Origin of the sequence: Kordia sp. (assembly GCF_965283645.1) — a bacterium.
Lineage (GTDB): Bacteria > Bacteroidota > Bacteroidia > Flavobacteriales > Flavobacteriaceae > Kordia.
Map to the genome: position 1 here is coordinate 67,117 of NZ_CBDIPG010000002.1, position 22,878 is coordinate 89,994.

20 protein-coding genes and 1 pseudogene are annotated in these 22,878 nt (G+C 32.6%); 13 read left to right on the forward strand and 8 right to left on the reverse strand.

Annotated elements, in window-relative coordinates; translation table 11 throughout:
- Positions 1 to 254: 254 nt before the first annotated feature.
- The 6 genes from ACQ654_RS24910 to ACQ654_RS24935 all read right to left on the reverse strand — a co-directional run bounded on the left by ACQ654_RS24910 (position 255) and on the right by ACQ654_RS24935 (position 7,452).
- Positions 255 to 1,361 carry a DUF2911 domain-containing protein gene (locus ACQ654_RS24910; RefSeq protein ID WP_430413116.1) on the reverse strand — a complete coding sequence of 369 codons (1,107 nt, stop codon included), beginning with the start codon at positions 1,359 to 1,361 and terminating at the stop codon, positions 255 to 257.
- A gap of 116 nt (positions 1,362 to 1,477) precedes the next feature.
- Positions 1,478 to 2,203 carry a hypothetical protein gene (locus ACQ654_RS24915; protein WP_430413117.1) on the reverse strand — a complete coding sequence of 242 codons (726 nt, stop codon included), beginning with the start codon at positions 2,201 to 2,203 and terminating at the stop codon, positions 1,478 to 1,480.
- An 83-nt stretch (positions 2,204 to 2,286) separates the two neighbouring features.
- Positions 2,287 to 2,748 (reverse strand): DUF4174 domain-containing protein, encoded by a 462-nt coding sequence (locus ACQ654_RS24920; protein ID WP_430413118.1) that lies wholly within the window; start codon positions 2,746 to 2,748, stop codon positions 2,287 to 2,289.
- A complete protein-coding gene (locus ACQ654_RS24925) occupies positions 2,748 to 3,653 on the reverse strand; it encodes a hypothetical protein (protein ID WP_430413119.1) in 906 nt (301 codons plus the stop codon). The genes ACQ654_RS24920 and ACQ654_RS24925 overlap by 1 nt, the downstream gene beginning before the upstream one ends.
- 118 nt (positions 3,654 to 3,771) lie before the next feature.
- Positions 3,772 to 5,877 carry an endonuclease gene (locus ACQ654_RS24930; RefSeq protein WP_430413120.1) on the reverse strand — a complete coding sequence of 702 codons (2,106 nt, stop codon included), beginning with the start codon at positions 5,875 to 5,877 and terminating at the stop codon, positions 3,772 to 3,774.
- Positions 5,878 to 6,213: 336 nt separating this feature from the next.
- Positions 6,214 to 7,452, reverse strand: coding sequence for a TlpA family protein disulfide reductase (locus tag ACQ654_RS24935; RefSeq protein ID WP_430413121.1), 1,239 nt, complete (start codon positions 7,450 to 7,452; stop codon positions 6,214 to 6,216).
- 585 nt (positions 7,453 to 8,037) lie between these two features.
- Between ACQ654_RS24935 and ACQ654_RS24940 the strand changes: the two genes are divergently transcribed.
- The 4 genes from ACQ654_RS24940 to ACQ654_RS24955 all read left to right on the forward strand — a co-directional run bounded on the left by ACQ654_RS24940 (position 8,038) and on the right by ACQ654_RS24955 (position 10,307).
- Positions 8,038 to 8,814, forward strand: coding sequence for a DUF6261 family protein (locus ACQ654_RS24940; protein WP_430413122.1), 777 nt, complete (start codon positions 8,038 to 8,040; stop codon positions 8,812 to 8,814).
- 309 nt (positions 8,815 to 9,123) lie between these two features.
- Positions 9,124 to 9,291 (forward strand): hypothetical protein, encoded by a 168-nt coding sequence (locus tag ACQ654_RS24945; protein WP_430413123.1) that lies wholly within the window; start codon positions 9,124 to 9,126, stop codon positions 9,289 to 9,291.
- On the forward strand, positions 9,260 to 10,078 hold the full coding sequence (locus ACQ654_RS24950) for a hypothetical protein (protein WP_430413124.1): 819 nt from the start codon (positions 9,260 to 9,262) through the stop codon (positions 10,076 to 10,078). Before ACQ654_RS24945 ends, ACQ654_RS24950 begins: the two co-directional genes overlap by 32 nt.
- Positions 10,065 to 10,307, forward strand: coding sequence for a hypothetical protein (locus ACQ654_RS24955; RefSeq protein WP_430413125.1), 243 nt, complete (start codon positions 10,065 to 10,067; stop codon positions 10,305 to 10,307). Before ACQ654_RS24950 ends, ACQ654_RS24955 begins: the two co-directional genes overlap by 14 nt.
- A 2-nt stretch (positions 10,308 to 10,309) precedes the next feature.
- Here ACQ654_RS24955 and ACQ654_RS24960 read toward each other — a convergent pair whose 3' ends face one another.
- Complete coding sequence (locus ACQ654_RS24960) at positions 10,310 to 10,702, reverse strand: helix-turn-helix domain-containing protein (RefSeq protein WP_430413126.1); 393 nt, start codon at positions 10,700 to 10,702, stop codon at positions 10,310 to 10,312.
- A gap of 531 nt (positions 10,703 to 11,233) precedes the next feature.
- Here ACQ654_RS24960 and ACQ654_RS24965 point away from each other — a divergent pair.
- From ACQ654_RS24965 to ACQ654_RS24985, 5 genes are all read left to right on the forward strand, one after another.
- The gene (locus tag ACQ654_RS24965; protein ID WP_430413127.1) at positions 11,234 to 13,045 is read left to right on the forward strand and encodes a hypothetical protein; all 1,812 of its coding nucleotides are present in this window, start codon (positions 11,234 to 11,236) and stop codon (positions 13,043 to 13,045) included.
- Complete coding sequence (locus ACQ654_RS24970) at positions 13,042 to 13,518, forward strand: hypothetical protein (protein ID WP_430413128.1); 477 nt, start codon at positions 13,042 to 13,044, stop codon at positions 13,516 to 13,518. The genes ACQ654_RS24965 and ACQ654_RS24970 overlap by 4 nt, the downstream gene beginning before the upstream one ends.
- Positions 13,519 to 13,824, forward strand: coding sequence for a DUF6705 family protein (locus tag ACQ654_RS24975; protein ID WP_430413129.1), 306 nt, complete (start codon positions 13,519 to 13,521; stop codon positions 13,822 to 13,824).
- A gap of 750 nt (positions 13,825 to 14,574) precedes the next feature.
- A complete protein-coding gene (pheT, locus tag ACQ654_RS24980; protein WP_430413130.1) occupies positions 14,575 to 17,004 on the forward strand; it encodes a phenylalanine--tRNA ligase subunit beta in 2,430 nt (809 codons plus the stop codon).
- 296 nt (positions 17,005 to 17,300) lie between these two features.
- Positions 17,301 to 17,453, forward strand: a complete 153-nt coding sequence (locus tag ACQ654_RS24985) for a hypothetical protein (protein WP_430413131.1) — start codon at positions 17,301 to 17,303, stop codon at positions 17,451 to 17,453.
- 549 nt (positions 17,454 to 18,002) lie between these two features.
- Here ACQ654_RS24985 and ACQ654_RS24990 read toward each other — a convergent pair.
- Positions 18,003 to 18,794 carry a PhzF family phenazine biosynthesis protein gene (locus ACQ654_RS24990; RefSeq protein WP_430413132.1) on the reverse strand — a complete coding sequence of 264 codons (792 nt, stop codon included), beginning with the start codon at positions 18,792 to 18,794 and terminating at the stop codon, positions 18,003 to 18,005.
- A gap of 220 nt (positions 18,795 to 19,014) precedes the next feature.
- Here ACQ654_RS24990 and ACQ654_RS24995 point away from each other — a divergent pair.
- The 4 genes and pseudogenes from ACQ654_RS24995 to ACQ654_RS25010 all read left to right on the forward strand — a co-directional run.
- Positions 19,015 to 19,273, forward strand: a pseudogene (locus ACQ654_RS24995) (transposase); the annotation flags it as partial.
- A gap of 732 nt (positions 19,274 to 20,005) precedes the next feature.
- Positions 20,006 to 20,383 carry a hypothetical protein gene (locus tag ACQ654_RS25000; protein WP_430413133.1) on the forward strand — a complete coding sequence of 126 codons (378 nt, stop codon included), beginning with the start codon at positions 20,006 to 20,008 and terminating at the stop codon, positions 20,381 to 20,383.
- A 113-nt stretch (positions 20,384 to 20,496) separates the two neighbouring features.
- Complete coding sequence (locus tag ACQ654_RS25005) at positions 20,497 to 21,021, forward strand: hypothetical protein (RefSeq protein ID WP_430413134.1); 525 nt, start codon at positions 20,497 to 20,499, stop codon at positions 21,019 to 21,021.
- 20 nt (positions 21,022 to 21,041) lie between these two features.
- A complete protein-coding gene (locus tag ACQ654_RS25010; RefSeq protein WP_430413135.1) occupies positions 21,042 to 22,877 on the forward strand; it encodes a tetratricopeptide repeat-containing sensor histidine kinase in 1,836 nt (611 codons plus the stop codon).
- Position 22,878 lies beyond the last annotated feature (1 nt).

Consider the following 22,878-nt stretch of genomic DNA (forward strand, 5'->3'; position numbering starts at 1 on the left):
CCGCGTAGGCAGGAATTCATTTCTATCTGTGTGGATTCCGCATTAGGTGCGGAATGACAAATCAACGAACAAATAACTCTTGTGAGATTCCGAATCAAGTTCGGAATGACGAATTAATTAAAAAAGTGTTTTCAAATTAACAGATCAACATAACACAAACAAAAAAAGTATCTATTTTTTTACAATAGACACTTTTTAGTACGTGATGAATGACGGTGATTGGTTTTCATTCAAATAGCAATTCCTTTGTTTTTTTAGATAGCTTCTCCTTTTTTTAGTTTGTCTAAATTAGCTTGTACGTTTGCTTTACTTTGCGGATTTGGTGCATTTTTTAACGCTTTTTCTAGGTGTTTTATTGCATTTTTAAAATCACCTTTTCCTGCATATCCTCTTGCCATTCCGTAATGAACTGGCCATGTTCCTTTGTGTTTTTTAGCATTAAACTTAAAGACTTCCATAGCTTTATCAGTTAAACCTTGCCCTAATAATTGACGTCCATACCGATGAATTTCAAGCACGGTTGCAATTGGCATTACCTCATCCATAACAGCTAAAGCTTCATCTTTTTTATTTTGTTTCATTAAGATTGCCGCTTTTATTTGTGTATTGTTAAAGGTTTGTTTGCTGTAAAACTGTCCTGCAATGGCATTGTTAATCCAACGCAAAGCTTCGTCCAAATCGCCTCCATTATTTAGTGCAAATGTTGCTGCTTGTTCCCACGTTTGACGATTGAATCCAGGTTGATCTTGCATTTTGTTACGTATATCTGCTAAAACAATATTTGTAACATCGAAACTGATACTAAACGGAATTTCCTTTTCCCCCCATTGCAGCGCCAACGATGTAGAAGTTGCTGTAACTTTATAAAAATCGAACGTTAATAATTCTTCATGAGGAATTTCTTTTGTAATCACATCAAACCGAACAGCATCTTCTGATGGTTCGTAAAAGTAACTTCCCCAAGCTGTACTATTATTAGAAAGTATTATGGTAGCCTTGTCGCCTTTCTTTATGATCATGTGTAAACCATACGTACCAGCTTTTATAGGCTTTCCTCCAACTTTGGCATCATGTGATAATGTAATTGTTGTGTTTTCATTAGCGCCAGCACGCCAAGGTGACGCTTTTGCTGTTCCAAATCCGAGATTATTCATTCCATATGGAACTAATTTTCCCCATAATTCACGTTCTTGAACGCTAGGTCTTGAATATGTTACGCTTACTTCTGAGATTCCTACGGTTTGTGAAACGGTTGCTTTTTGACTGCCACGTGGTGTATTAATTTGTGCAAATGCTGTTGTACTTAGGGTGAGAAACATTAAAACAGCCACACTAGCAATGTGTGTAATTTTTAATTTCATAGGTGATGCGTATTAGTTAGTTTGTGGAAACAAGGTAGGATTTACTACAAGGAGTTCTTGTTATAGCTTTGTTAATGTTGAGAATCAATATGTTAATTAACATTTGTAGGAGTTCCCTAATCTGAGGAAGAGTCTGTCTCAGACATATTTCCATAGTCTCTATCTTCAAAATAATCTAATGGATCTCCCTCAGCTCCACCACCTTGATGTTGAAGTACGTGTCTTGGTCCTCTTTCTGCTTGTTTCTTTTTTGTAGCACGATCTACTTCCCATGCTATATTTTGCCCTTTCATTTTTATTGCACGTGCTTTTGAAGGTTGTCCTTTAATAGCTGCATTCATATGTCGCGTTAATCTTTCTTCAACTTTTGGTGTTGTTTTTCTTTTGTTTTTCTTCTTAGGATTCGTATTTAAGAGTTTGTGTCCTTCTCCTAGCTTTACACCCAACAGTTTCGTTCTATCATCTATAGAAAAGCCAGGCTTTACTTTCCGAACTCCTAAAGTTCTTTGTTTTCTTACTTTACCCCTTTTTTTTGGTGCTTCTTTTCTTATAAATCTTTTAACTTTTTTTCCCCTACTTTTTTTCTTTTTTTTCTTGTCGTCTTCCAGTACTTTATTCTTTTTCCCCATTTGAATAATTCCTTTAGATACTTTTTGTACTAAGTCATTTGATTTGGTTGAAAGAGGAATAGCATCAGTTTCTAGTGATTTTAATTGTACTATAGTTTTTGGGCGATTGTCTTTGAGTTGTAGTGGAGTTGTCGTAGCCTTTTGATCTGAAGAAATTGCATTGGCTACCGATTGTGTTGTATGCTGTTTTGATTTATCTGCATATGATTTCATACTTAAATATATGCATTACAAATCTGAAATACACAAAAAACTAAAGACTGTCTACGAATTGTATATGCAAATTGATAGTTATTTTACTTTTCTCCTTTTTTCCTTCGCATTTCGTTTCTTCGCATTGGCATGGAATCAATGATTCGGAAGAGTTCTTTTCGAGTTAATACTTGTGTTTGTTGTAGTTTGATGCCGCCATCCAAACCAAGTAAGATGACTTCAAATGTAGTATCTGCATTCAAAATACTTTTAAGTTTTCCTGTGAGTTCGCCTGAAGTGTTTTGTTCCGTATTTTTTGGATTGATAAACGAAAAAGTTTCTCCTTCAATAGTATACATTACAAGTCTTCGTTCTGCAAGTTCTTGTAATGCAGTATTGAATTCTTTACGTTGTTCTTGGTAAGTTTTTGAGTGTACATCGGTTGTTTTTATAATTACAATTCTATGTTCCCAACGATGTTTTTTAAGGTCTTGTGCTTGTAAATTCATACTTAATAGAAAACTTATTAGTAGTAGTATGTTTAAAATTTGTCTGTTGTTTTTCATCACTTCTTTAATTCGTCAAAAACTTTTGTATGTACCCAATAAATATCTTGATTACTTGTATAGAAAAAATAGTTGCCATCTTTTGATACAAAAGGACACAGTTCATGACCTTTGGTGTTTATTTTGTCACCCATATTGACTGACTTTGTCCACGTTCCATCTGTGTTTTTGAAACTAATGTAAAGATCACCTCTGCCCAAACCGTCTGGACGTCTTGCACAAAAGATTATATAGTTTTCTTGTGGATCGATAAAAACATCCGCTTCATAGTATTTTGTATTGATAGCGTCACTTAACAAAACAGCTTTTTGGAATTTTCCATCTTTATATTCTGAGGAATAAATATCGAAACTTTGTTTTCTATTGGCTGAGTTTTTCCTGTTTGATGAAAAATACATTGTTCCTTTTTCTGTAAACGAAATATAGTATTCATCATTTTTAGTGTTGATGTTTGTTCCAGCATTTATAGGTACTGTCCATGTGTTTCCTTGTTTTTCTACATACCAAATATCATAATCTTGTTTTGCGCTTTTTCCGTCTAATGAACGTTTTGATATAAAGTATAGTCGTTTTTCATCAGGAGAAAGAAACGGATCATTAAAACCGTATTTTTCATGAGATAAAATCGTTTTGGGCTTGCTCCATGTATTTCCTACAAGTTCCGTAAATCGTATTTCAGACGTATTGCCAGTATCTACGCCATAGTAAAACGCAGTCGCAGTTTTATTAAATACTGACCCAAATTCATATTCACTTTTTGTAGAAATAACGTTTGGCGCAAAGACTTCTGGAGTTAAAGATGGAGTTTTCTGTGCTAAATATTTAAGATGCTCAGCTGTTTGTTGTGTATATCCAAGTATTGGAAGTAGTAAACAACAAAAAAGATATTGGATTGGTAAACGCATATGTTTCTCTTTTATCATATGATAACGAATAATTTTGTTAAATATTTAGTGATCCTTAAAGCTACAAAAAAAGCCCTGCAAATTGCAAGGCTTTCCTATATTGATCTGTTTTGAATGTTTATTTCTTCATAAATTTCTTGGTAAGAATTTCATCACCATCGTTGATTTGTAAGATGTACATTCCTGCTTTAAGGTTTGCAACATTGATGGTTTTAGTGTTCAATTTACCAACTTTTACAACCTTGCCAATCATGGAATGTATTTGGTATGCAGTGTTTGGTGCTGCAAATATTTTTACTTCTAATTGATTCGCTACAGGATTTGGATATACGGTAAATTCTTCTTCCAAAAATAGTTCGTCTTCTTCTGGAAAAGCTGATTGTAAAGTAATATCTGTTTTTAATGGTTCTGAGTACATTCTCGCGGAAGCGTTTACAATCCCCGTAATTTTCACTTGATCTATATAAATTTCGTCTGCATTGGCGGAAGCATCTGCTTGAAATCTGAATTGCGCATTGCTTACAAAGTTGTAATTTGCTTTGCTCAACGTTACTTTTGAACTAAAGAAGTTGTTGTTTTGGAAATCTGTTCCGCTTACATACGCACGAACCGTTTGCCAGCTTGCGCCATTGTAGTAGCGTAGCCAAAAATCTTCGCCCGTTTCCATACTGTACGCATAGAAATAGAATTCTACTTCTACTTCATCATACGGAGCAACATTTATACTTTCTGAAGTCATTGACGAAGCCGTGCCTGAGTTGTCACGGATACGAATGGAATAGTTTCCTTCGTACGATCTGCTTCCAGAATAACGATAGCAATCGCCGCCGCCATCAGTCCAACCGTCTAAGCCAGATTCGAAGAAACCTTCATGCAAAACCGTTGTGCTACCAGCAGTTCCGGCACCACTTCCTGCTCCATTTGCAGTATGCGAACCTAAGTTAGAATAAGTATCTATTGCGTATTCGTCCCACTCTGCTTCTGTATAGGAAGTATTTGGACTTGTGATACTTGCTTTTCTTCGCAACGTAACATTTTGTGCAAAGTTGGCACTTCCGCCACTGAAATCTCCAATGATATCAATTAAGACATTGTTTTTGAATAAGCCGACAGGATCATTTCCGTTAAACGTAATTATTGCCGTTGCTGTGGTAGCATCTGCTTCATTTTGTATGGTTGAGTTTGCTGAATTATGTGCCACAACATACACATTACCATTGCTTAAATTTCCTGACAATGTATAGGGTGAAGACCAACTTCCTGCACCATTTGTTTGTTTTTTGATGGTATAAGCAGAAAGATTTACGCTACTTCCTGTAAAGTTTGCAATTTCTAACGCTTTGTTGTTAGATGAACCTTCAATGTATTCTGAAAAGAACAATTCGTCTGTGCTTCCGCCTCCTGGATTTCCTGGATCGACAGGATCTGTACCACCATTTCCAAATTTGTCTTCAGCTTGTGCTCCACCCCAAATTTGTGTTGCAAACGCAGGATTGTCAATAAACGGATTTCTATTTCCTTGAATTCCTGCAATGACATCATTTCTACTTGTTTCAAATGCAGACACAGGATCGTCTGCATTCCATTGTAAAAATAAATCAATCATATTGTTGTCTACGCTTACTGAACTTCCTGTACCAACATTTACAGGCAAACAACGGTTTCCGTACCGTATGTACATAAACATAATCATACGTGCAACATCACCTTTCCATTCGTCTCCAGGATACCAATCGCCATTGGCGTTGATAAATCCTGCCGCGCCAGTTCCTGTTCCAAATTTGCGGTTGTTTCGCGTAGAGTTTTGCTGAAAATCGCACGGACGCAAGTTGTGCGCGTCTGCTCCTGCTCCAGATGTTCCTAAGTTAGGGTTTGCTAACGATTTTGCAAAGACGTGTTCCCTGTTCCAATCGCCAACACTTCCGCCATTGTCAAACTTTCCACGGGTTCTGTCCGTTTTTACATTTCCGTCAGTGTCACTGTGTCCGTAAATTAATAGTATTTCTGAGCTGTTGTTTGGGTTTAGATCCGATTGTTGCAACGCATTCCAAACGCCAGGCGTATACGATAAAAAAGTGGTGTGTGTGGAAATTACTTTGGTTGCCAATTCGTCTTTTAAATTGGTTCCTGATTGCGATAAATTTACGTCGTTGTAATACGATGGAATTTGCGCATACGCTGTGATGCTTACGGCTAAAAATAGCCAGAGTAAAAGTTTTTTCATGTAGTATGTTTTGGTTTGGTTTATTAGTTTGAAACTATGTTACACGTGCTTTTTGGCAACCAAAACGAAGGTGTAATTTAAACAGCTATCAAAAAAAAAACGCCTTAATTCCCGAAGAAAGTAAAACGTTTTAGTTATAGGTTATTTGATAGTATGTATTGTATTTTTCATGATGGTTTGTAAAAATATCGTTCGCATAGTTTCTTTTTCTACACATTAAAAATACTTCGTTTTAACAATTACATTCATAATTTTATGTTAACAAATTGTTGGCTTTTCTCTTTAAAAGCATTTTTACGTTTATACCTTACAAACCAAGCACTTAAACCGTAATTTTTATTCGTTTTGGAGTGTTGTAACAAAGTTTTCAAAGTCTTTTTTGAACGCGAGATATTTGTTGCCTGTAGCTGGCCCATTAAAACCTGTATGAATGCGTCGGACTTTTCCTTTTTTGTCTATAAAAATTGTTGTCGGATACGATAATACATGGTTTAACATTGGTAGTTTTTCTTGTGCTTTTTGCTTGTCAGACGTTCCAAATTGTGCCAATACAATAGGATACGGAATGTTGAGTCGTTTTTGCAAGCGTTTGATGTTGTTAAATGCTTTTTCTTTCGTTTTGGCATATTCAAAAGCTACTGCTATAAACTTAACTTCTGCATTGTTTTTTGAGTAGCTGGTGTAATATTTAGATTCATCTAAACAGTTTGGACACCAAGTTCCCATAATTTGTACAATACGTACTTTTCCTTTTAGATGTTCATCCGTGAGTGAAATCATTTTTCCTGTAGCGTCAGGAAACGAAAAATTAAATTCGTCATATCCTTCTTTTATATACGTTAAGCTTTTTGCATCGGGCAGTTCATAGGTTTCGTTGCGCTTTGCCGTAAAGGGTTCTTTCCAGTGATTTCCCGATTGAAATTCGCCAACCATTGTACTGTCCGTCACTGTTGCCGTAAATAGAAACGCGTGCGCGCCATCAAAGGCAGATAGTTGTAATTGATTGCCGTTTAGTGTTCCTTCTAAAAAGCGATAATCGCCCGTTGTGGTTCTGAACGTTCCTGTAACTGTACTTCCGTTTTGTTTAAAAATTCCTTTGGCAATGTACCGATCGTCTTCCTTATTAGGACTGAAAACCGTTTCCCAGTTTCCTGTAATATTTGCGTTGGCTTCACCTTTGGCATTGGCAAAGCGTGTTGTTGTGCCAAAGGTAGCTGTAAACGGAACATACCTGTCCAATGAAACTTTGACAAATTCTCCTTTGATGTTATTTTCATCTGTAAATTTTCCTTTCAGTACACCTTCATATACGTCCATTTTTATGATGATGGAATCGTTTTTTATGGTAATATCATCTACAGAGATACGTTCTTCTGCATTATGAATTTCAATTCCTTTGCTTGTTGTGGTAAAGATGAATGGTAATTTTTTTCCATCTTGAACCGATAAGGCAACGCGCCAAGAACCCTTTTGTAGGCTGTACGTTTTCTTTGCTGAAGTTGATTCGGTGTTTTTTTCCTTCTTCCCGCAGGAAACTAGCATTATTCCCAGAAATAATATATAAAGTTTGTTCATGTATAGTCGATTTTAATGGTGTAGTGCAATTTAATACTACTTACTTACAAATTGTCTGTAAGATTCGTAAATAATTGATTATATGTATTGATTGGTATATTGTTTCGTTTTTAAAATTGAGGGTTTATCCTTTTCCAGCGCTACTTTATGATTTTATTAACTTAAAAGAACATCTTCTTTTTCTTACAAATATTGTATTTTTCTGTATATTTAAGACATATTTTACTTTTTTCTTTGACAGATTTCCTAAAAGAAATCATTTTACAACTTCCGCACAGGCTTACGAAATGCTCTTAAAGTTACCCAAAACCTTCTCGCAAGGTTGCGAGATGCTTTTAAAGTTGCCCGAAACCTTCTCGCGAGGTTGCGAGATGCTTTTGAAGTTGCCCGAAACCTTCTCGCGAGGTTGCGAGACGCTTTTGAAGTTACCCGAAACCTTCTCGCGAGGTTGCGAGACGCTTCTGAAGTTGCCCGAAACCTTCTCGCATTGATGCGGGAAGGTTTCGGGACGCTTTTTTTTGAGAATAATGCAAAGAAAGCATTAAAATATGTTAAAATTTTACGAATAATTAAAATTTACCATTTATGAACACACCTATGCTAGATCGCTACAGGAATAGCGAATTTTTACAGTACATGAAAGATGTTTTAGGCTTAGTAGATGCGCATGACGTGCCTGCCCTAACATTAACAACACAGCACAACAACCTTACTGAAAAAATAGACCTTATGGACGGTTTATTTCAACAACAACTTAGTAGTGGTATAACCCAAGAACTCATTGATATTGATACGGAAAGAGACAAAGCGTTTTCGGGTATTAAAGGACTTTTGGAAGCATACCTATTGCATTATGATGATGCTATGGTGCAGGCCGCCAAAAACCTTTTGTATAACCTAAACAATTATGGTACGGGCATTCCGCGTATGAACTACCAAGCAGAAACTGCCGTTATTGATAGCATGCTAGCCGATTGGGAAACAAACACAAGCTTAAGCAACGCAGTTGCAACACTAGGCTTGGCAAACTGGATAGGAGTATTAAAAACTAAAAATGAAAACTTTACTAACCGATACTTAGCCAGAGTTACAGAATCGGCGGCAGGCACAGCAGCCAGTTTTACCGAGGTTCGCATTGAAGGTGCAACAGCATACCGAGACTTAGTAGCACATATAAGCGCACACGCCACACTTAATAGTAGTGAAATACACAAAAATTTAGAAAAAGAAATAAGTGTACTAGCCAAGCAGTATAACCTAACAGTTAATATGCGTGCAGGCAACACCGATGACACTATTGAAGATGAAGACACCACTACTGACGATAGCGCCACACCATCAGATTTGCCTACAGAATTGTAACCCACATTTGCAGTACTGTACACTGTAGTAGTATACAAACGATGTGCTTACAAAATACCGTAGGCATATCGTTTTTTTTGTGTTAACAACAAGTTGCTATACAGAAATACTATACTGATTTTACGGTTTTACAGTAAATTACTCGTAGTGTAATTCATATATTTGTAAGACATATTTCCTTATTAAATTTTAAAAAGGAAAATAGTATTATTTAAGACAAATACTATACGTATTTCATATTGCTTTTCGGTTAAATTAGTAATTTACTATACTAAGAATTCACTAATGTAAACCTAAAATATTATGATTATGAGAAAAGTATTTATGTTAATAGTTACTACAATTTTTATAACAGCAACCTATACCAGCTGTACACCCGAAGTATTAACTGATGAGGAAGAAACAGAAATTTTAACTGTTGATCCTTATGATGACGGAACAACAGATGAAGAAGACCATCGAGAGACAGGAGATTAGTGCTAAATCAATATTTAAGGGCATGATATTATTTATTATAATAATCATGTCTTTAACTCATATTTATTTTAGTAATCAGCCAAATGGAACAAGAGAAAATTATTTAGAATATAAATCTATTATTAAGGAGCGAGATAGTATTCAAAACTTATTAATTCTACAATTAAATAATAGTACTATATCTAAGGAGGAATTTATACTTAAATTTAATAGCAAGTCTGAACATTACAAGGATAAGATAAAAGTTTGTAATAAAGAAAAAAGAGCAATCATTAATAATTTTAAATTTAACGGACGTAAAAGCTTCCACTATTGGTTGTTTATTTTCGGATTATCGTTTTCATTTTTCTTTTTGGCAGTTCGTTACACCTATCAAATCATTACAGATCATAAAAAAAAATATCTTAAAAAATCTCTTGTATTAGAAGCGTCAGCATGGATAGCAGTTTCTTTGTTTTGGGTTATTCATTCAATTTTTGTCAAAAATGCAGATTTGCCTAAACCTGTATATACTAGTATCATGTTTATCATATGCCTTTTGATAGGTTTTTCAATAGTCTATTTTATTAAATTTTTAGTAAGCAGGAAAGAGCATACATTACAAAGCTATAAAGCTTCTATTATTCGTCTTATTGAGTTGGTAGGAGAAATACGTGTACAGCATTATTTTCATATGGCGGCAAAAGCTAAAACGGAAGAAAATGAAAACGTAATTTCTAAAGACGCAGCTGTTATGGATGAAAAAATATTTTCAACATTAGAAAAAGTAGCTGATGGAGAACGATAAAAAAGAAATTTTAGAACGCTTACAAAAGCTAGGGCTTATTATTACTGAAACTGCCTTTACTAACTTAACACTAACGCTAAACGATGTTGTTAATTCCTTGCTTGAAGATGAGCTACAGGTATTAAAAGAGTTTGAGGAGCTGCACAAGCGCAAACTTAATGGAGGAAATTTGTCTTATTTAGAGGAATCATTTTACAAAAAAATAGCTGAAAGCTATACAAAAAAGTAACATTACGTATCCTTTACAATGTTGCTAATTCGTTGCGAAACTTTTAGCTTATCTATTAAAGCATTAAAAGAAGGTAGCTTTAAAAATTCTTTTTCCTTCAACAAAATATATGCTACAATTTTGTCCTTATCCACACTTTCCAACGCCTGCAGTAAGTCTTCTTCAAAAAAGGGCAGTAACGTATCTACCTTGTTCACTATAACAGGTTTTATACCTTCTTTCAACCATTTTTTAGAAATGCCACAAGTTTGTTCTATCAAAATTAAATAACCATCATTAATACTATTTCTGTTAATAGCTTTCCGCAACGTATTTGCCTTTAAGCCTATGGCATCTGCCACTTCTTGGGTAGATAGGTTTCCTTCTTTTAGGGCTATTTTGAATCGATCATTCATATATAAAAGTGAAATATGTCTTATTTATTTTGTTTATATGGGAAATATGTCTTTTATTTGTCTTGATATTAAACAAATGTAATGAAAACGCTCCTAAATTTTCACTGCATACGTTTAATGCTTCATTTTTTTCATGATAATAAATGTAATAGGTTAATTAACTCGGAATCTTCCCTTTAAAAAAGGGGAAGATTCCCCTTACAAAATAAGCTTTTTTTAAGTTTATTTGTAGTGAAGTAATTGTATAGAAATTTCCCTTTGTCCCCTAAAACTGAATTGCAAATCATTTTTACGAATGGGCGTAGCCGAAAACCCTTTAAGAGTAGGTACAAACAAATTTTTATATAGTATGAATTACGAAACACATACATTTTTAGACGATGGCGGCTAAGTTATTAAATAACGAATAGCTATCATTAACTCAATGAAAAGACTACTTTACGCATTCCCTCTTTTAGCGTAAGTACTTTATTTCTTTATTTGAATTGAGTTACTAGTAAAACACAGAATTAATAACTTAATAAAAAATCAATGAAACAATTTTTAAAAATCAGAAACTGTTATTTAGTCTTTTTACTGCTTATGAGCATAGTGGGTTGTCAGAATGATGAAACCGTCGAGAATCAACCAACGGAAGTACAAAGAGTAGTTTTAGACTTTAAAGCTAAAAAAATAAAAGGATCTACACTATTTCAACAAAACAAAGACCTAGACAGACTCCTAACTTCATCTGTTTTAAATAATGATTTACGTAGCGAGGATCTAAATTCTTCATTATACGATTTTACAATTGACACTACCAATGTTCAAATAATATCCTCAGACACTTTTGATAGTTATACTTTTATTGTAGAGCGTGAAGAAACTGAAACAAATGTTTTAGAAAATTATATCTTAACTATGTTTAATGATGGTAGTTACGCACAAATGTTACTTAGCTATCCTTTTTCAGTTATAAATGATGAAAAACAATATGATTTTGACAATGCAACTGGTGTGTATATAGTTGACAATTCCTTATTAATTGGTGAGTCTGATTCTCCTTGTCCAAGTACTACGGAAGAAATAATTGCATGGGAAGATGGTGGATGCATTGCCGTAAATTGTGGAGAAGGAAAAGACCATAGTCCTGGGGAAGTGTGTGATAATGGTGAATATAATGCCTATTGGCATTGTAGCGGAGCTTGGGTTGTAACTGGTTGTGTTTATAATAGTGGCGGACTCTATACAGGAACAGGTGACCCAAGTAATAGCACAACAAATGGTGGTGGTAATAATAATAACAACACTGATAACTTTATTCCAAATGAAGAAATTCCTGTGATACCTTTGATGAAGACGGCTTTAGAGGAGATTATTGATTGTATGAACAATGGATCTATAGATTTATATGCAGAACCAATGCTTACAAATGCAATGATTGTTTGGCTCTCTAATAATAGGGTTTATTCTAACTTGGTTAATCAATTTTTAAAATTTAGTAATTGTAGTGATGAGTCAATCAATATTGCTAGATTAGCTATTGAGACGTTAATAAACAATGGTGGTGCAGATTTCAATGATTTCATTTTTAAAGATGAAACATTCAAAGATTCTGATTTAGATTGTATACATAAGTCTTTATTAGATAGTGAAAATTTTTATTCAAAAATGATATCAAAATTCTATGACAACAGTGGAACAGTTTTGACTTATGAGATTGGAGAAGTACCTGTTGGAGAATGGGCTATTACAAAAGGTTATAGTAATGAATTGAATATTTTTGATGTAAGAATAAGCCCAAGCATAGAAAGTTCATCAAATTTATCTAAAAAAATCACTCTTTGTCATGAAGTAGTTCATTCTTATATGTTCAATACATTGAAAAATTGGGGTTATATTCAATTTGACGTTAATGGAAACCCTATTCTTTCACTAAACTGTGAAAGTGGAATAAATTATAATAATATTAACTTAAATGAATTAACAACAAAAGAAAGGTTTGTGGCGATTATTTGTAAATTAAGCCAAAATAGTGTGCTTAATGATAATTGGACACATGAACTTTTTGGACTATGGCATTTCGATGTGAATGTTTATGTAGATAAAATAAAAGATTTTTTATTAAATAACCATGATTGGGATAGTGAAGCTACAGTATTTAAAAATGAAGCAATTTCAATATTTGGAAATATGAACTGGAAAGAAGAAGTTGCAACGGCTATATCATGGATAGGACTTGAAGGCACATCAGAATATTTAGATTATTTAAATAATTATTCAGCTCCAGCTAACTTTTTAAAATTAGCATATATATCGCAAATAAATCAAAGAATACAAACCGCTAAAAATAATTGCCCATGAAAAATATTTTTTCCTTTTTCTTATTATTTTGTACAATAATAAGTTATTCTCAAAAAAATAGTGAATATGATATTCATATTTCCTTAGATGATTATAAAAAAAGTATTATCGTAGAAAATGATACTATAACTCATCAAACCATTCGTTTAAGGAATCAAAAAAAAGACCAAAAGTCTTACATTATAAATGATAAAGGAGAATTGATTTTTAATATAAAAATAAAATCAAGTAACTCAATTAATTTTATTGATTTAGAATACACTAATATTAAAAACAATAATTTACCTATTCTTAAAAAATCATCTAAAATTTCAAACATTTTGAATTATCCGTCTGATTTTATAGTTAATGATTTGGAAAGTATTTTTAACATTCTTGAAAAAGCTAAGAACATTTACATTATTGAGGAAAATGATATTGTGGGTTATGATGTTTTAAAGAAAGTTGTTCTTAAAGAATATGCACGTTTATAGATGAAACATATAAAAAAACTTCTTATCATACTTCTTTTAGTATCCTCAAATTCTTCTAATGCAAAAACTGAAAAAGACAATATTTTAAAAACTTATGATGCACCTTTTGTTGGTATATGGGAATGGGAAAATGGAAATCAAACCTTTAGAGTAAAATTATATATCGAAAAACAACTCGAAGATTTATTTGCGCGCACACGTAATATTTACATTGTAGAAAATTTTGCAGAAAACAAGTATGTTGTACCACTTTTAGTAAAACCTACTTCTGACTGGGTAGATTTTGTAAAAAATAATAATGATTGATATTGAATTGTAATAAATAAAACCAATATGCTTACCAAAAAAGCAATAAGATTTTTCATTTTAGCACTCGTGTTACTTTTGATATTTTTATCAGTGAAATGGGAAAATACTACAACTGAAACTATGCATTGGAAATCGTTACGAATAAAGTTTGATGCAATAACTGGGTTAATTTTTGTAGTACTGCTGATAACAATTGTTTACTACATTAGGAAAAAAGGGTAATCAATTTATGTAACTCGCTTTGATTTAGATAATGAATTACAGAAATAAAAAATAACACATCAAGAACATTATTTTTTTATAAATGTTTTTACTAGAATGCACTTTTACCGAATACTAGTGCACTGTTCAAGATGTGTTGGTAGGTTTCCTTTTTGATGGAAACATGCTGTTTAGGGCAAGGCGGTTGATATGTATGGCTTACTTTTTTACCGTCTTGCTAACTAAACAAAAGTAAAAAAATAAAACCAATGTTTAAGAATAGAACATTTTTTAAAGGATTTATAGCAGGCTTCTTTACTGCTATTACCTTTATTATTATTGTCTTGCTTTTTGCTATCTATTATTTTAAATAGTATCAACTACCAAACATTCCAAAAATATAAAGACAAAGCCGTAACCAAGCGCAAAACGATACTTAAAATCTAGATTCTAATCAACATAATATTTATATCCATCTTTGATGCTTTGTTATTTGTCAACTTACCGCATTATCTTATCTTTGTCGACTATTCAATATTACTACTAATGAAAATATCATATAATTGGGTAAAGCAATTTATTCAACTTGATTGGGATGCTGAAAAAACCGGAGAACTCTTAACTGATTTAGGCTTAGAAGTTGAAGGAATTGAAAAATATGAATCTGTACAAGGTGGCTTGGAAGGAATTGTAATTGGACATGTGTTAACATGTGTACAACATCCAAATGCCGATCGTTTAAAAGTTACTACAGTTGATGTAGGTGCAGAAGAACCAATACAAATTGTTTGTGGTGCGCCAAATGTAGCAGCTGGACAAAAAGTGCCTGTCGCAACTGTTGGTACTACGTTGTACGATGCGGAAGGAAAAAACTTTAAGATCAAAAAAGGGAAAATTAGAGGAGAAGTTTCCAACGGAATGATTTGCGCCGAAGACGAACTTGGTTTAGGCGAAAGTCATGATGGAATTATGATTTTAGACGAAACGCTCGTTCCTGGAACACTTGCCAGCGAAGTATTTGATATTGAAAATGATACTGTTTTTGAAATTGGCTTAACGCCAAACAGAGCTGACGCCATGAGTCATTACGGAGTTGCCAGAGATTTAAAAGCTGGTTTGGCTCAAAAAGATATCAAATTAGAATTAATTACACCTTCTACAAGTAGTTTTAGAGTTGATAATAGAACGCTAAAAATAGATGTAGAAGTTGAAGATAAAACCTTAGCGCCGCGCTATTGCGGAGTTACAATTTCTGGCGTACAAGTAAAAACGTCTCCAGCATGGTTGCAACATCGTTTAAAAGCGATTGGGTTGACACCAAAAAACAATATAGTTGATGTTACTAATTATGTATTACACGAATTAGGACAACCATTACATGCGTTTGACGCGAATTATATTTCTGGAAATAAAATCATTGTAAAAACATTAGAAGCTGGCACAAAATTTACAACATTAGACGAAGTAGAACGTGAGTTACATGAAGATGATTTAATGATTTGTGATACTGAAAAACCATTGTGTATAGCAGGTGTTTTTGGAGGAATAAAATCTGGCGTTACCGAACACACAACCAATATTTTCCTAGAAAGTGCCTACTTTAATCCTGTTTCTGTTCGAAAAACGGCAAAACGTCATGGATTGAACACAGATGCTTCTTTCCGTTTTGAACGTGGAATTGACCCGAATATTACGGAATATGCCTTAAAAAGAGCCGCATTGTTAATACAAGAATTGGCTGGTGGAGAAATTACAAGTGATGCTACAGATAGTTATCCAACTAAGATTGAAGACTTTCAAGTGCGTGTATCGTATGAGAATGTTGCAAAATTGATTGGAGAAGAATTACCAAAAGAAACCATCAAGAATATTTTATCTTCCTTAGATATTAAAATTAATTCGGTTACTGATGGTGGTTTAGGATTAACAATTCCTTCTTACAGAGTAGATGTACAACGGGAAGCAGATGTAATTGAAGAAATTTTACGTGTATATGGGTACAATAACATCAAGTTTGATGAAAAGTGGCATATTTCGGTTTCTAACACATCTCGTTATGAAGATTATAAATTGCAAGATGTAGTTGGAGCGCAATTGGTTTCGCAAGGTTTTTATGAAATAATGGCGAACTCATTAACAACAGCTTCGTATATAGAACTTTCTGAACAGTTACAAACGGAACATAATATAAATATGTTGAATCCGTTGAGTAATGATTTGTCAGTAATGCGTCAATCGTTGTTATTTTCAGGATTGGAAGCTATTTCACACAATATCAACCGAAAACAGTCAGATTTGAAGTTTTTCGAATTTGGAAAAACATACCATGCATACGGTGAAAACCGTGAAGAACTTAAGCATTTGTCCTTGCTAATTACAGGAAATACAACCGCAGAAACTTGGCGACAAAGCAAACCTGTTGCTAGTGATTTTTTCTATGTGAAAGGAATTGTTACTTCAGTTTTATCACGTTTAGGATTAAACTCATTAAAGGTCTCTCCTATCAAAAATGATTTATTTGCGGAAGGATTAACCTTGAGTTTAGGCAAAACGACACTTGTTGAATTTGGAATTGTAAAACGTACGATTTTGAAAGCGTTTGACATTAAACAAGAAGTGATCTATGCAGATTTTAATTGGGATAATATCATTGAAGTTGCTAAGAATAGAAAAATCAAGTTTAAAGACATTCCTAAGTTTCCGAAAGTTCGTAGAGATTTTGCATTATTAATTGATGAAAAAACTACGTTTGCGGAAATTCATACTATTGCCAAACAAAGCGAACGCAATTTGCTGAAAGAAGTCAATTTATTTGATGTGTACGAAGGGAAAAATCTGCCGAAAGGCAAGAAAAGTTATGCTGTAAGCTTTACACTTCAAGATGAGCATAAAACCCTAACAGACAAACAGATTGATAAGATTATGAACAAACTACAGCAAAGTTTTGAAAAACAATTGGGCGCAGAATTGAGATAATACTTCGGTAGATGAATGCTCTTTAAAATGCATATTGACTCAATTTACAGCACCATTTTAAAATAAAAAACGCTTCTTACAATGTTAGGAAGCGTTTTTGCTTATATACGATTAAGTTTGTACATCATTATGAACGGAAAATATAGTGTAACACAATAGACTCTTAGTAATCACGTAGGAATGACAGTTACTTAACAACCAACGTGACCCAAAAACAACTCCTAAAATAGTACGGGAAAACCGTACATGTTCCTAAATTATTTTTTTGTACATTTATATTTCAAAAGAATTGAACCATGTTAGACAAAATTGCAAATCTTCAAGGATTTAGCTATATCGCTAAAAAAGGACAACGAAATATTATCGGTGGCGCACCTCGTTATTGCAATCATCGTAGACCTTGCGATTTTCCGTATGCATGTTATAACGGAATTTGTAGACTTCCGTAAGTAAATCAATAAAAACAACATTAGTATTTGATTACCATCAAAGCTATAGCATATACACTATTTAATAGATAAAAAGTCCCTTGAAAACCAATTCAAGGGACTTTTTTATGGTACAAACTTTCATGACTCTTTACTTCTACTCTCTACATTTTATCATGTTGTTCTTTAACTTTCTTATCGTTCCTATACTCATCAAACAGTAAGTAACGTGAGTTCTATATAACTTTTACAAAATTAAGATTTAGTTTTTTTTTAGAATTTAAATATATGAATATCAGCTATTTGCTTCCAGTTTTTTGCTTACACAAAGAATACTGAGCTAAGTTCAGCACAGGCTTCACAAAAGAACGTGCACTTTTAGTTCATTCGTTTATATTTTAAATTAAGATATTCATGAATGTAAACATTTCCAGAGGTGTTTTTAGCTGAAAAAGCTAAAATCATAAATCTTTCTCTAAATTTGATCCAAGGTTTGAAAAGAAATAATTTATTAATACTAAGTTTAAGTGAGCTACTACTTGCAATTAATTTTATACGGTTTGTAGCCAGTTATTCTATCCATAATGTTCCTTCCGAAAACGTTTTTGCCTTTCCGGCTACCAAGACCCTATCTCTTTTATTTGTGCATAGCAACTTTCCTTTTCTAGCAGATAACTGAATTGCAGACATTTCTTTTTTATTCAAAACATTACCCCAATATGGAATTAATGAAGCATGGGCAGAACCAGTAACAGGGTCTTCAAATATTGTTGCTTGAGGAATGAAGAATCTTGATACAAAATCAGAATTATTTCCTTTGGAAGTTATTACTACACCTCCTGGGTCAATATTTTCTTTGTCAAATATGCTTTTATCTATTTTAATATTCCTAACATCTTGTTCAGTTTCATAGACTAAAATGTAATCTCTCGACTTTAAAACTTCTTTCGGCTGTTTGTTAAGAGATGCTTTTATAAAATTCGGTAATTCCACTTTAACAGGATTCCTTTGAGGTAAATCCATTACATACATATCGTTTTCAACGTGAACATACAATTGTCCACTTTTAGTATTGAAGACTATTTTGTCTTCATTATAATCTAAAATCGTTGTTAAAACATGAGCTGTTGCAATAGTTGCATGTCCACATAAATCAAGTTCTAAATCAGGTGTAAACCATCTTAATTCTATATCGTCTCCACTGTTGTAAATAAAAAATGCAGTTGCGTCAACAGAATTTTCTTTTGCAATATTCTGAAGTAATTCATCTTCCAACCATTCATTTAGTTGCACAACTTTAGCAGGGTTTCCTCCGAATATTTTATCGGTAAAAGCATCTATTTGGTAATAATTTAATTTCACAGGATCAGTTTTTTAAATTGGCTACAACAGTTTTGTATATGATTTGTATATGAGTAGTAGCGGTTTTGTAGGCACTACTTTTGGGGAAGTAAAGTACAAAATAAAAAGTAATAGTGATTTGAATTATAAACCAAATCGCTATTACTTATAGCCGTTGTGCTTGTTGCACAAGTTTAAGATAAAGAAATAATGATTATCTTAATGTATGTAAGGCAAGAAGATATATCAAGAGCAGTTATTCCATAGTTTTTGTTTAAGTGATCGCGTTGCCAAAGAGAACTTTTAGACTTAGGTTATTTAGAAAATATTAGTAGTGATCGCAAGTTGATTCAACATTGTAGTCTGCGTTTGGATATTTTATATTTTCTTGGTTAACTTCCATGGCATTTTACTATCAGTAGAAAGCGACAGTTATTCCCTGAATCAATTTTTAAAGAAGTTTTACAAGCGTATATATGCTTTGTGTTAATAAAGGCATGTGATTAGTGATATTAAAACGTATCATGCTGTTAAAAAAGACTATCAGTATTTACAAGATATACGATTCGACTACAACGGAGTTTACGTAAAACTAGGTTATTATGGGAGAGTTTAGCATCCAACTAAATAATTTAATAGCGCATATAATTTCGTAGTTCCGTAATGAAAATAAGTTTCTTTATAATTCCAACTACAGGTATTAACGACGCAGGAATTATCCAGTTTATTATGGTATTCCGAAAAATTTGTATTTGAAAATACATCAGAATTATTCTCCAAAAGATACAATATCTTGGATGCAAAACTTAAATTTCGAAATGTTGTACTTCAAAAATTTGTAACAAAAAACTCCTACTATACAGCGAAAAAGAAGAAAACCATAGTTAATTTTTATAACGAACTCAGAGTAAGTAACGGGCAGTAATATCTGTTGGTGTTGACTCATCTTGTATTTATATCTTAAGCGTACAATATTTTCACTTTAGCAATGCTCAATAATTTAAAATTAAAACACTATAAACAAACAACTTACAATAAATATTACGTAGAATTCCCATTATATAATACCTCTTTTGGGGTATGATTAAAACACCTCTTTCGTATGATGTTTTGACTCTTGAAATGCTGCAATTTTGTCCTGTTCATAATTTATAACGTGCACTTAAATTACAACAAGGCGATATCTGAAAAGCCTATATTAAATAGAGTAAGAAACTAATACAAAATTTATTATGTCAAATAATATTCAAACAATCAAAATAGACGGAACTGGAACTGCTTCTGTTACAGTTACCGGAGTAACTAATGCAACATATACTCAATATGTAGCATTAAAAGTTAATTCAGATTCTCAAGAATTTTCAGGAACTGGAGAAGGAGCAGCTTTAAAACAACGCTACTCATCAAATCAGGTTCAATTACCTGCCACACTAGAATTTACTTTTACATATTCTAAAGATGGAGGAACTACAAGAAATCCAGCAAAAAGATCGCAGCAAATAAAGTCATATGACCAACCACCAGCTGAAATATATACTGTAACATCTGAAGATTCAAATGATGGTGATGATAATGATACTGTTATGACTGCAACTATTCATAAACACTAACATTCACAAACTGTAGGTGATAAAGAAAGTTGTCTTTAGATAATAAGGGCAACTTTCTTTTGATAAAGCAACTATAATATTTTAATATCTTTACCTAATTAACTAACTATCTTATGAAAGCAAGAACACATATTTTTCTTCAAGCAAATACAGACAATATTATTAAAAGTCACGCTAATTTTACTGCAGTATTGAATAACGCTGAAAAGAAGAAGAAGAAGAAGAAAAAGAAACGTAAACTAACCTCAAAAGCTCTCCTTAATTTTAAAGAAGAAGTATTAAGCAATACACTTATATTTTCACAAGGATCTATGTCTTTGGGCGATCCAATTAAGCAATTTGCTATTGATGTGCATTCAAATGAAAGAGTTTATTTTACCATATTACCATTGTTCCTTTTTATTCGTCATAAATTATATTTTAAAAATTTCATTTGTAAAAATAAAAACCTTGTACCAGTTCCGAAATTAGGAAACGAAAACGAAGCTGTTAGCTTTTATTTAGATGTAGATCCAAAAGAAATACCTGAGCCATTATCATTTGAGCTAGAAATAACTTTAGAGTATGTAGATACTAGCGGAACTACAAAAACATTTGACTTTACAGTAGATCCAGTACTTAGAGTTGTTCAAGACTAAGATTTTATAACAACTACAGAATGATTTTAAAACCCATACCGTTTTTCTTTTTACTAATATGCTTCAATTTGTGTGGACAAAATCAAAAGAAGGCAGATAGTTTAAAACGCATATTTCACGAAAAAGAAATTCTCTCAGATTCGGTTGCCACAGGGTTATTATCACAAATTATTATAAAGTCTTCTTCTCCAGAAGAAATGCTGACATACTCAGATGTATTATTAAAAAAAGCTAAACATTACAAACCTACTTACTATGCTATAAAAGTTTACAATGCAAAAGGTGTTGCATATCGACTTAAAGGAGATTTAGAAAATTCTTTAAAAAATCTTTTTAAGAGTGCAACATTGGCAAGTGATAACGAATATCCCATTTTTGAAGCGGAAGCATATAGTGAAATTTCAAATACGTACATTGCTAATGATGATTTTAGTAATTCTTTGGTTTATCAAACAAAAGCAATAGATATTTTTAGGAAACAAAAAATCAACAAACGTCTTTGTATAGCGCTATTAAATACTGGTTTTAATTATTATTCCGTAGGTAAATTAGATACTGCGCTGCAATTGTATAACGAAGCAGAACCTATTTTTGATGCGGTAAATATGTCCATAGGAAAAGCGTATACAATTGGTAACAGAGCTTTGATCTACTGGAAAAAAGGAAATTACTCAAAAGCCGAAGAAGATGTACTCAAAGCAATTCATATGCTCGAACCGCTTGGAGATCAGTTTGGAATGGCAGATTATCATAATCAATTAGGAAGCATTTATTTAGAGCAAAATAAGATTAAAGAAACCATATTTCATACACAGAAATCCTTGGAAATGTCTGAAAATATTGGTTTGAAAGAACAAATAAGAGATGCTTCTTTGTTACTTTCAAAATTATACACCAAAAAAGAAAATTATAAAGAAGCATTGAAATATCAGGCTCAGTATATTGTGTATAAAGATAGCATCCAAAATAAAGAACAAACAAAGAAAATAGCAGATATCCGCACAAATTTTGAAGTCAACTTAAAAAATAAAGAAATCGATTTACTCGAAAAGCGAGAAAAGTTAAATGCGTATTATATCATCATTGCTTTTATATTATTAATCTTATCGATAACAATACTTTTATACTTTAGACAGCGATTTAAAACTACAAAACTGATTGCTTCTCATCAAAAGAAAGAACACAATGATAAGATAAAAAATTTACTTAAATCTCACGAAACAAAGGTGTTACAATCAATGGTTCAGGGAAAAGATAATGAGAGAAAACGTTTAGCGAAAGAATTACACAATCATTTTGGAAGTTTATTAGCTACCATAAAAGTAAATGTTGGGAGAATAGAAGAACATGCAATTCCAAACTATACAACACTTACCCAATTGGTAAATAAGGCTTGTGCAGATATTAGAAACATGTCACATTCCTTACATTTAGGTATTTCTGAAGATTTTGGACTTATTCATGCTTTGAGAGAATTAACGATACATTTAGACCAATCTAGAGAATTAAATGTTGAATTTTCAGCTTCTATAGATGATGGAATTATTGACTTTGAAAACGAAATTATAATCTATAGAATTGTGCAAGAACTTGTTAGTAATGTACTGAAACATGCGAAATCTACGAAACTATCAATTTCACTTACTTTTTTTAGTGACAAAAATTTGATAAATATTTTAGTGAATGATAACGGAAAAGGATTTAACACTGAAAAAGAATTTCATGGAATGGGCTTAAAAAGTATCAAAGAAATTGTTGCGCAACACAACGGAATTATTTCATTTGATAGCAATCCAATTAGCGGTACAACTGTAAACATAGATTTGCCAATTACAATTAAAACAAATTTAATATAGC

Excerpts from the sequence above, each read along its gene's own strand:
- ACQ654_RS24910 (WP_430413116.1), bottom strand. The coding sequence starts at position 1,361 with ATGAAATTAAAAATTACACACATTGCTAGTGTGGCTGTTTTAATGTTT.
- ACQ654_RS24915 (WP_430413117.1), bottom strand. The coding sequence starts at position 2,203 with ATGAAATCATATGCAGATAAATCAAAACAGCATACAACACAATCGGTA.
- ACQ654_RS24920 (WP_430413118.1), bottom strand. The coding sequence starts at position 2,748 with ATGAAAAACAACAGACAAATTTTAAACATACTACTACTAATAAGTTTT.
- ACQ654_RS24925 (WP_430413119.1), bottom strand. The coding sequence starts at position 3,653 with ATGCGTTTACCAATCCAATATCTTTTTTGTTGTTTACTACTTCCAATA.
- ACQ654_RS24930 (WP_430413120.1), bottom strand. The coding sequence starts at position 5,877 with ATGAAAAAACTTTTACTCTGGCTATTTTTAGCCGTAAGCATCACAGCG.
- ACQ654_RS24935 (WP_430413121.1), bottom strand. The coding sequence starts at position 7,452 with ATGAACAAACTTTATATATTATTTCTGGGAATAATGCTAGTTTCCTGC.
- ACQ654_RS24940 (WP_430413122.1), top strand. The coding sequence starts at position 8,038 with ATGAACACACCTATGCTAGATCGCTACAGGAATAGCGAATTTTTACAG.
- ACQ654_RS24945 (WP_430413123.1), top strand. The coding sequence starts at position 9,124 with ATGAGAAAAGTATTTATGTTAATAGTTACTACAATTTTTATAACAGCA.
- ACQ654_RS24950 (WP_430413124.1), top strand. The coding sequence starts at position 9,260 with ATGAAGAAGACCATCGAGAGACAGGAGATTAGTGCTAAATCAATATTT.
- ACQ654_RS24955 (WP_430413125.1), top strand. The coding sequence starts at position 10,065 with ATGGAGAACGATAAAAAAGAAATTTTAGAACGCTTACAAAAGCTAGGG.
- ACQ654_RS24960 (WP_430413126.1), bottom strand. The coding sequence starts at position 10,702 with ATGAATGATCGATTCAAAATAGCCCTAAAAGAAGGAAACCTATCTACC.
- ACQ654_RS24965 (WP_430413127.1), top strand. The coding sequence starts at position 11,234 with ATGAAACAATTTTTAAAAATCAGAAACTGTTATTTAGTCTTTTTACTG.
- ACQ654_RS24970 (WP_430413128.1), top strand. The coding sequence starts at position 13,042 with ATGAAAAATATTTTTTCCTTTTTCTTATTATTTTGTACAATAATAAGT.
- ACQ654_RS24975 (WP_430413129.1), top strand. The coding sequence starts at position 13,519 with ATGAAACATATAAAAAAACTTCTTATCATACTTCTTTTAGTATCCTCA.
- pheT (WP_430413130.1), top strand. The coding sequence starts at position 14,575 with ATGAAAATATCATATAATTGGGTAAAGCAATTTATTCAACTTGATTGG.
- ACQ654_RS24985 (WP_430413131.1), top strand. The coding sequence starts at position 17,301 with ATGTTAGACAAAATTGCAAATCTTCAAGGATTTAGCTATATCGCTAAA.
- ACQ654_RS25000 (WP_430413133.1), top strand. The coding sequence starts at position 20,006 with ATGTCAAATAATATTCAAACAATCAAAATAGACGGAACTGGAACTGCT.
- ACQ654_RS25005 (WP_430413134.1), top strand. The coding sequence starts at position 20,497 with ATGAAAGCAAGAACACATATTTTTCTTCAAGCAAATACAGACAATATT.
- ACQ654_RS25010 (WP_430413135.1), top strand. The coding sequence starts at position 21,042 with ATGATTTTAAAACCCATACCGTTTTTCTTTTTACTAATATGCTTCAAT.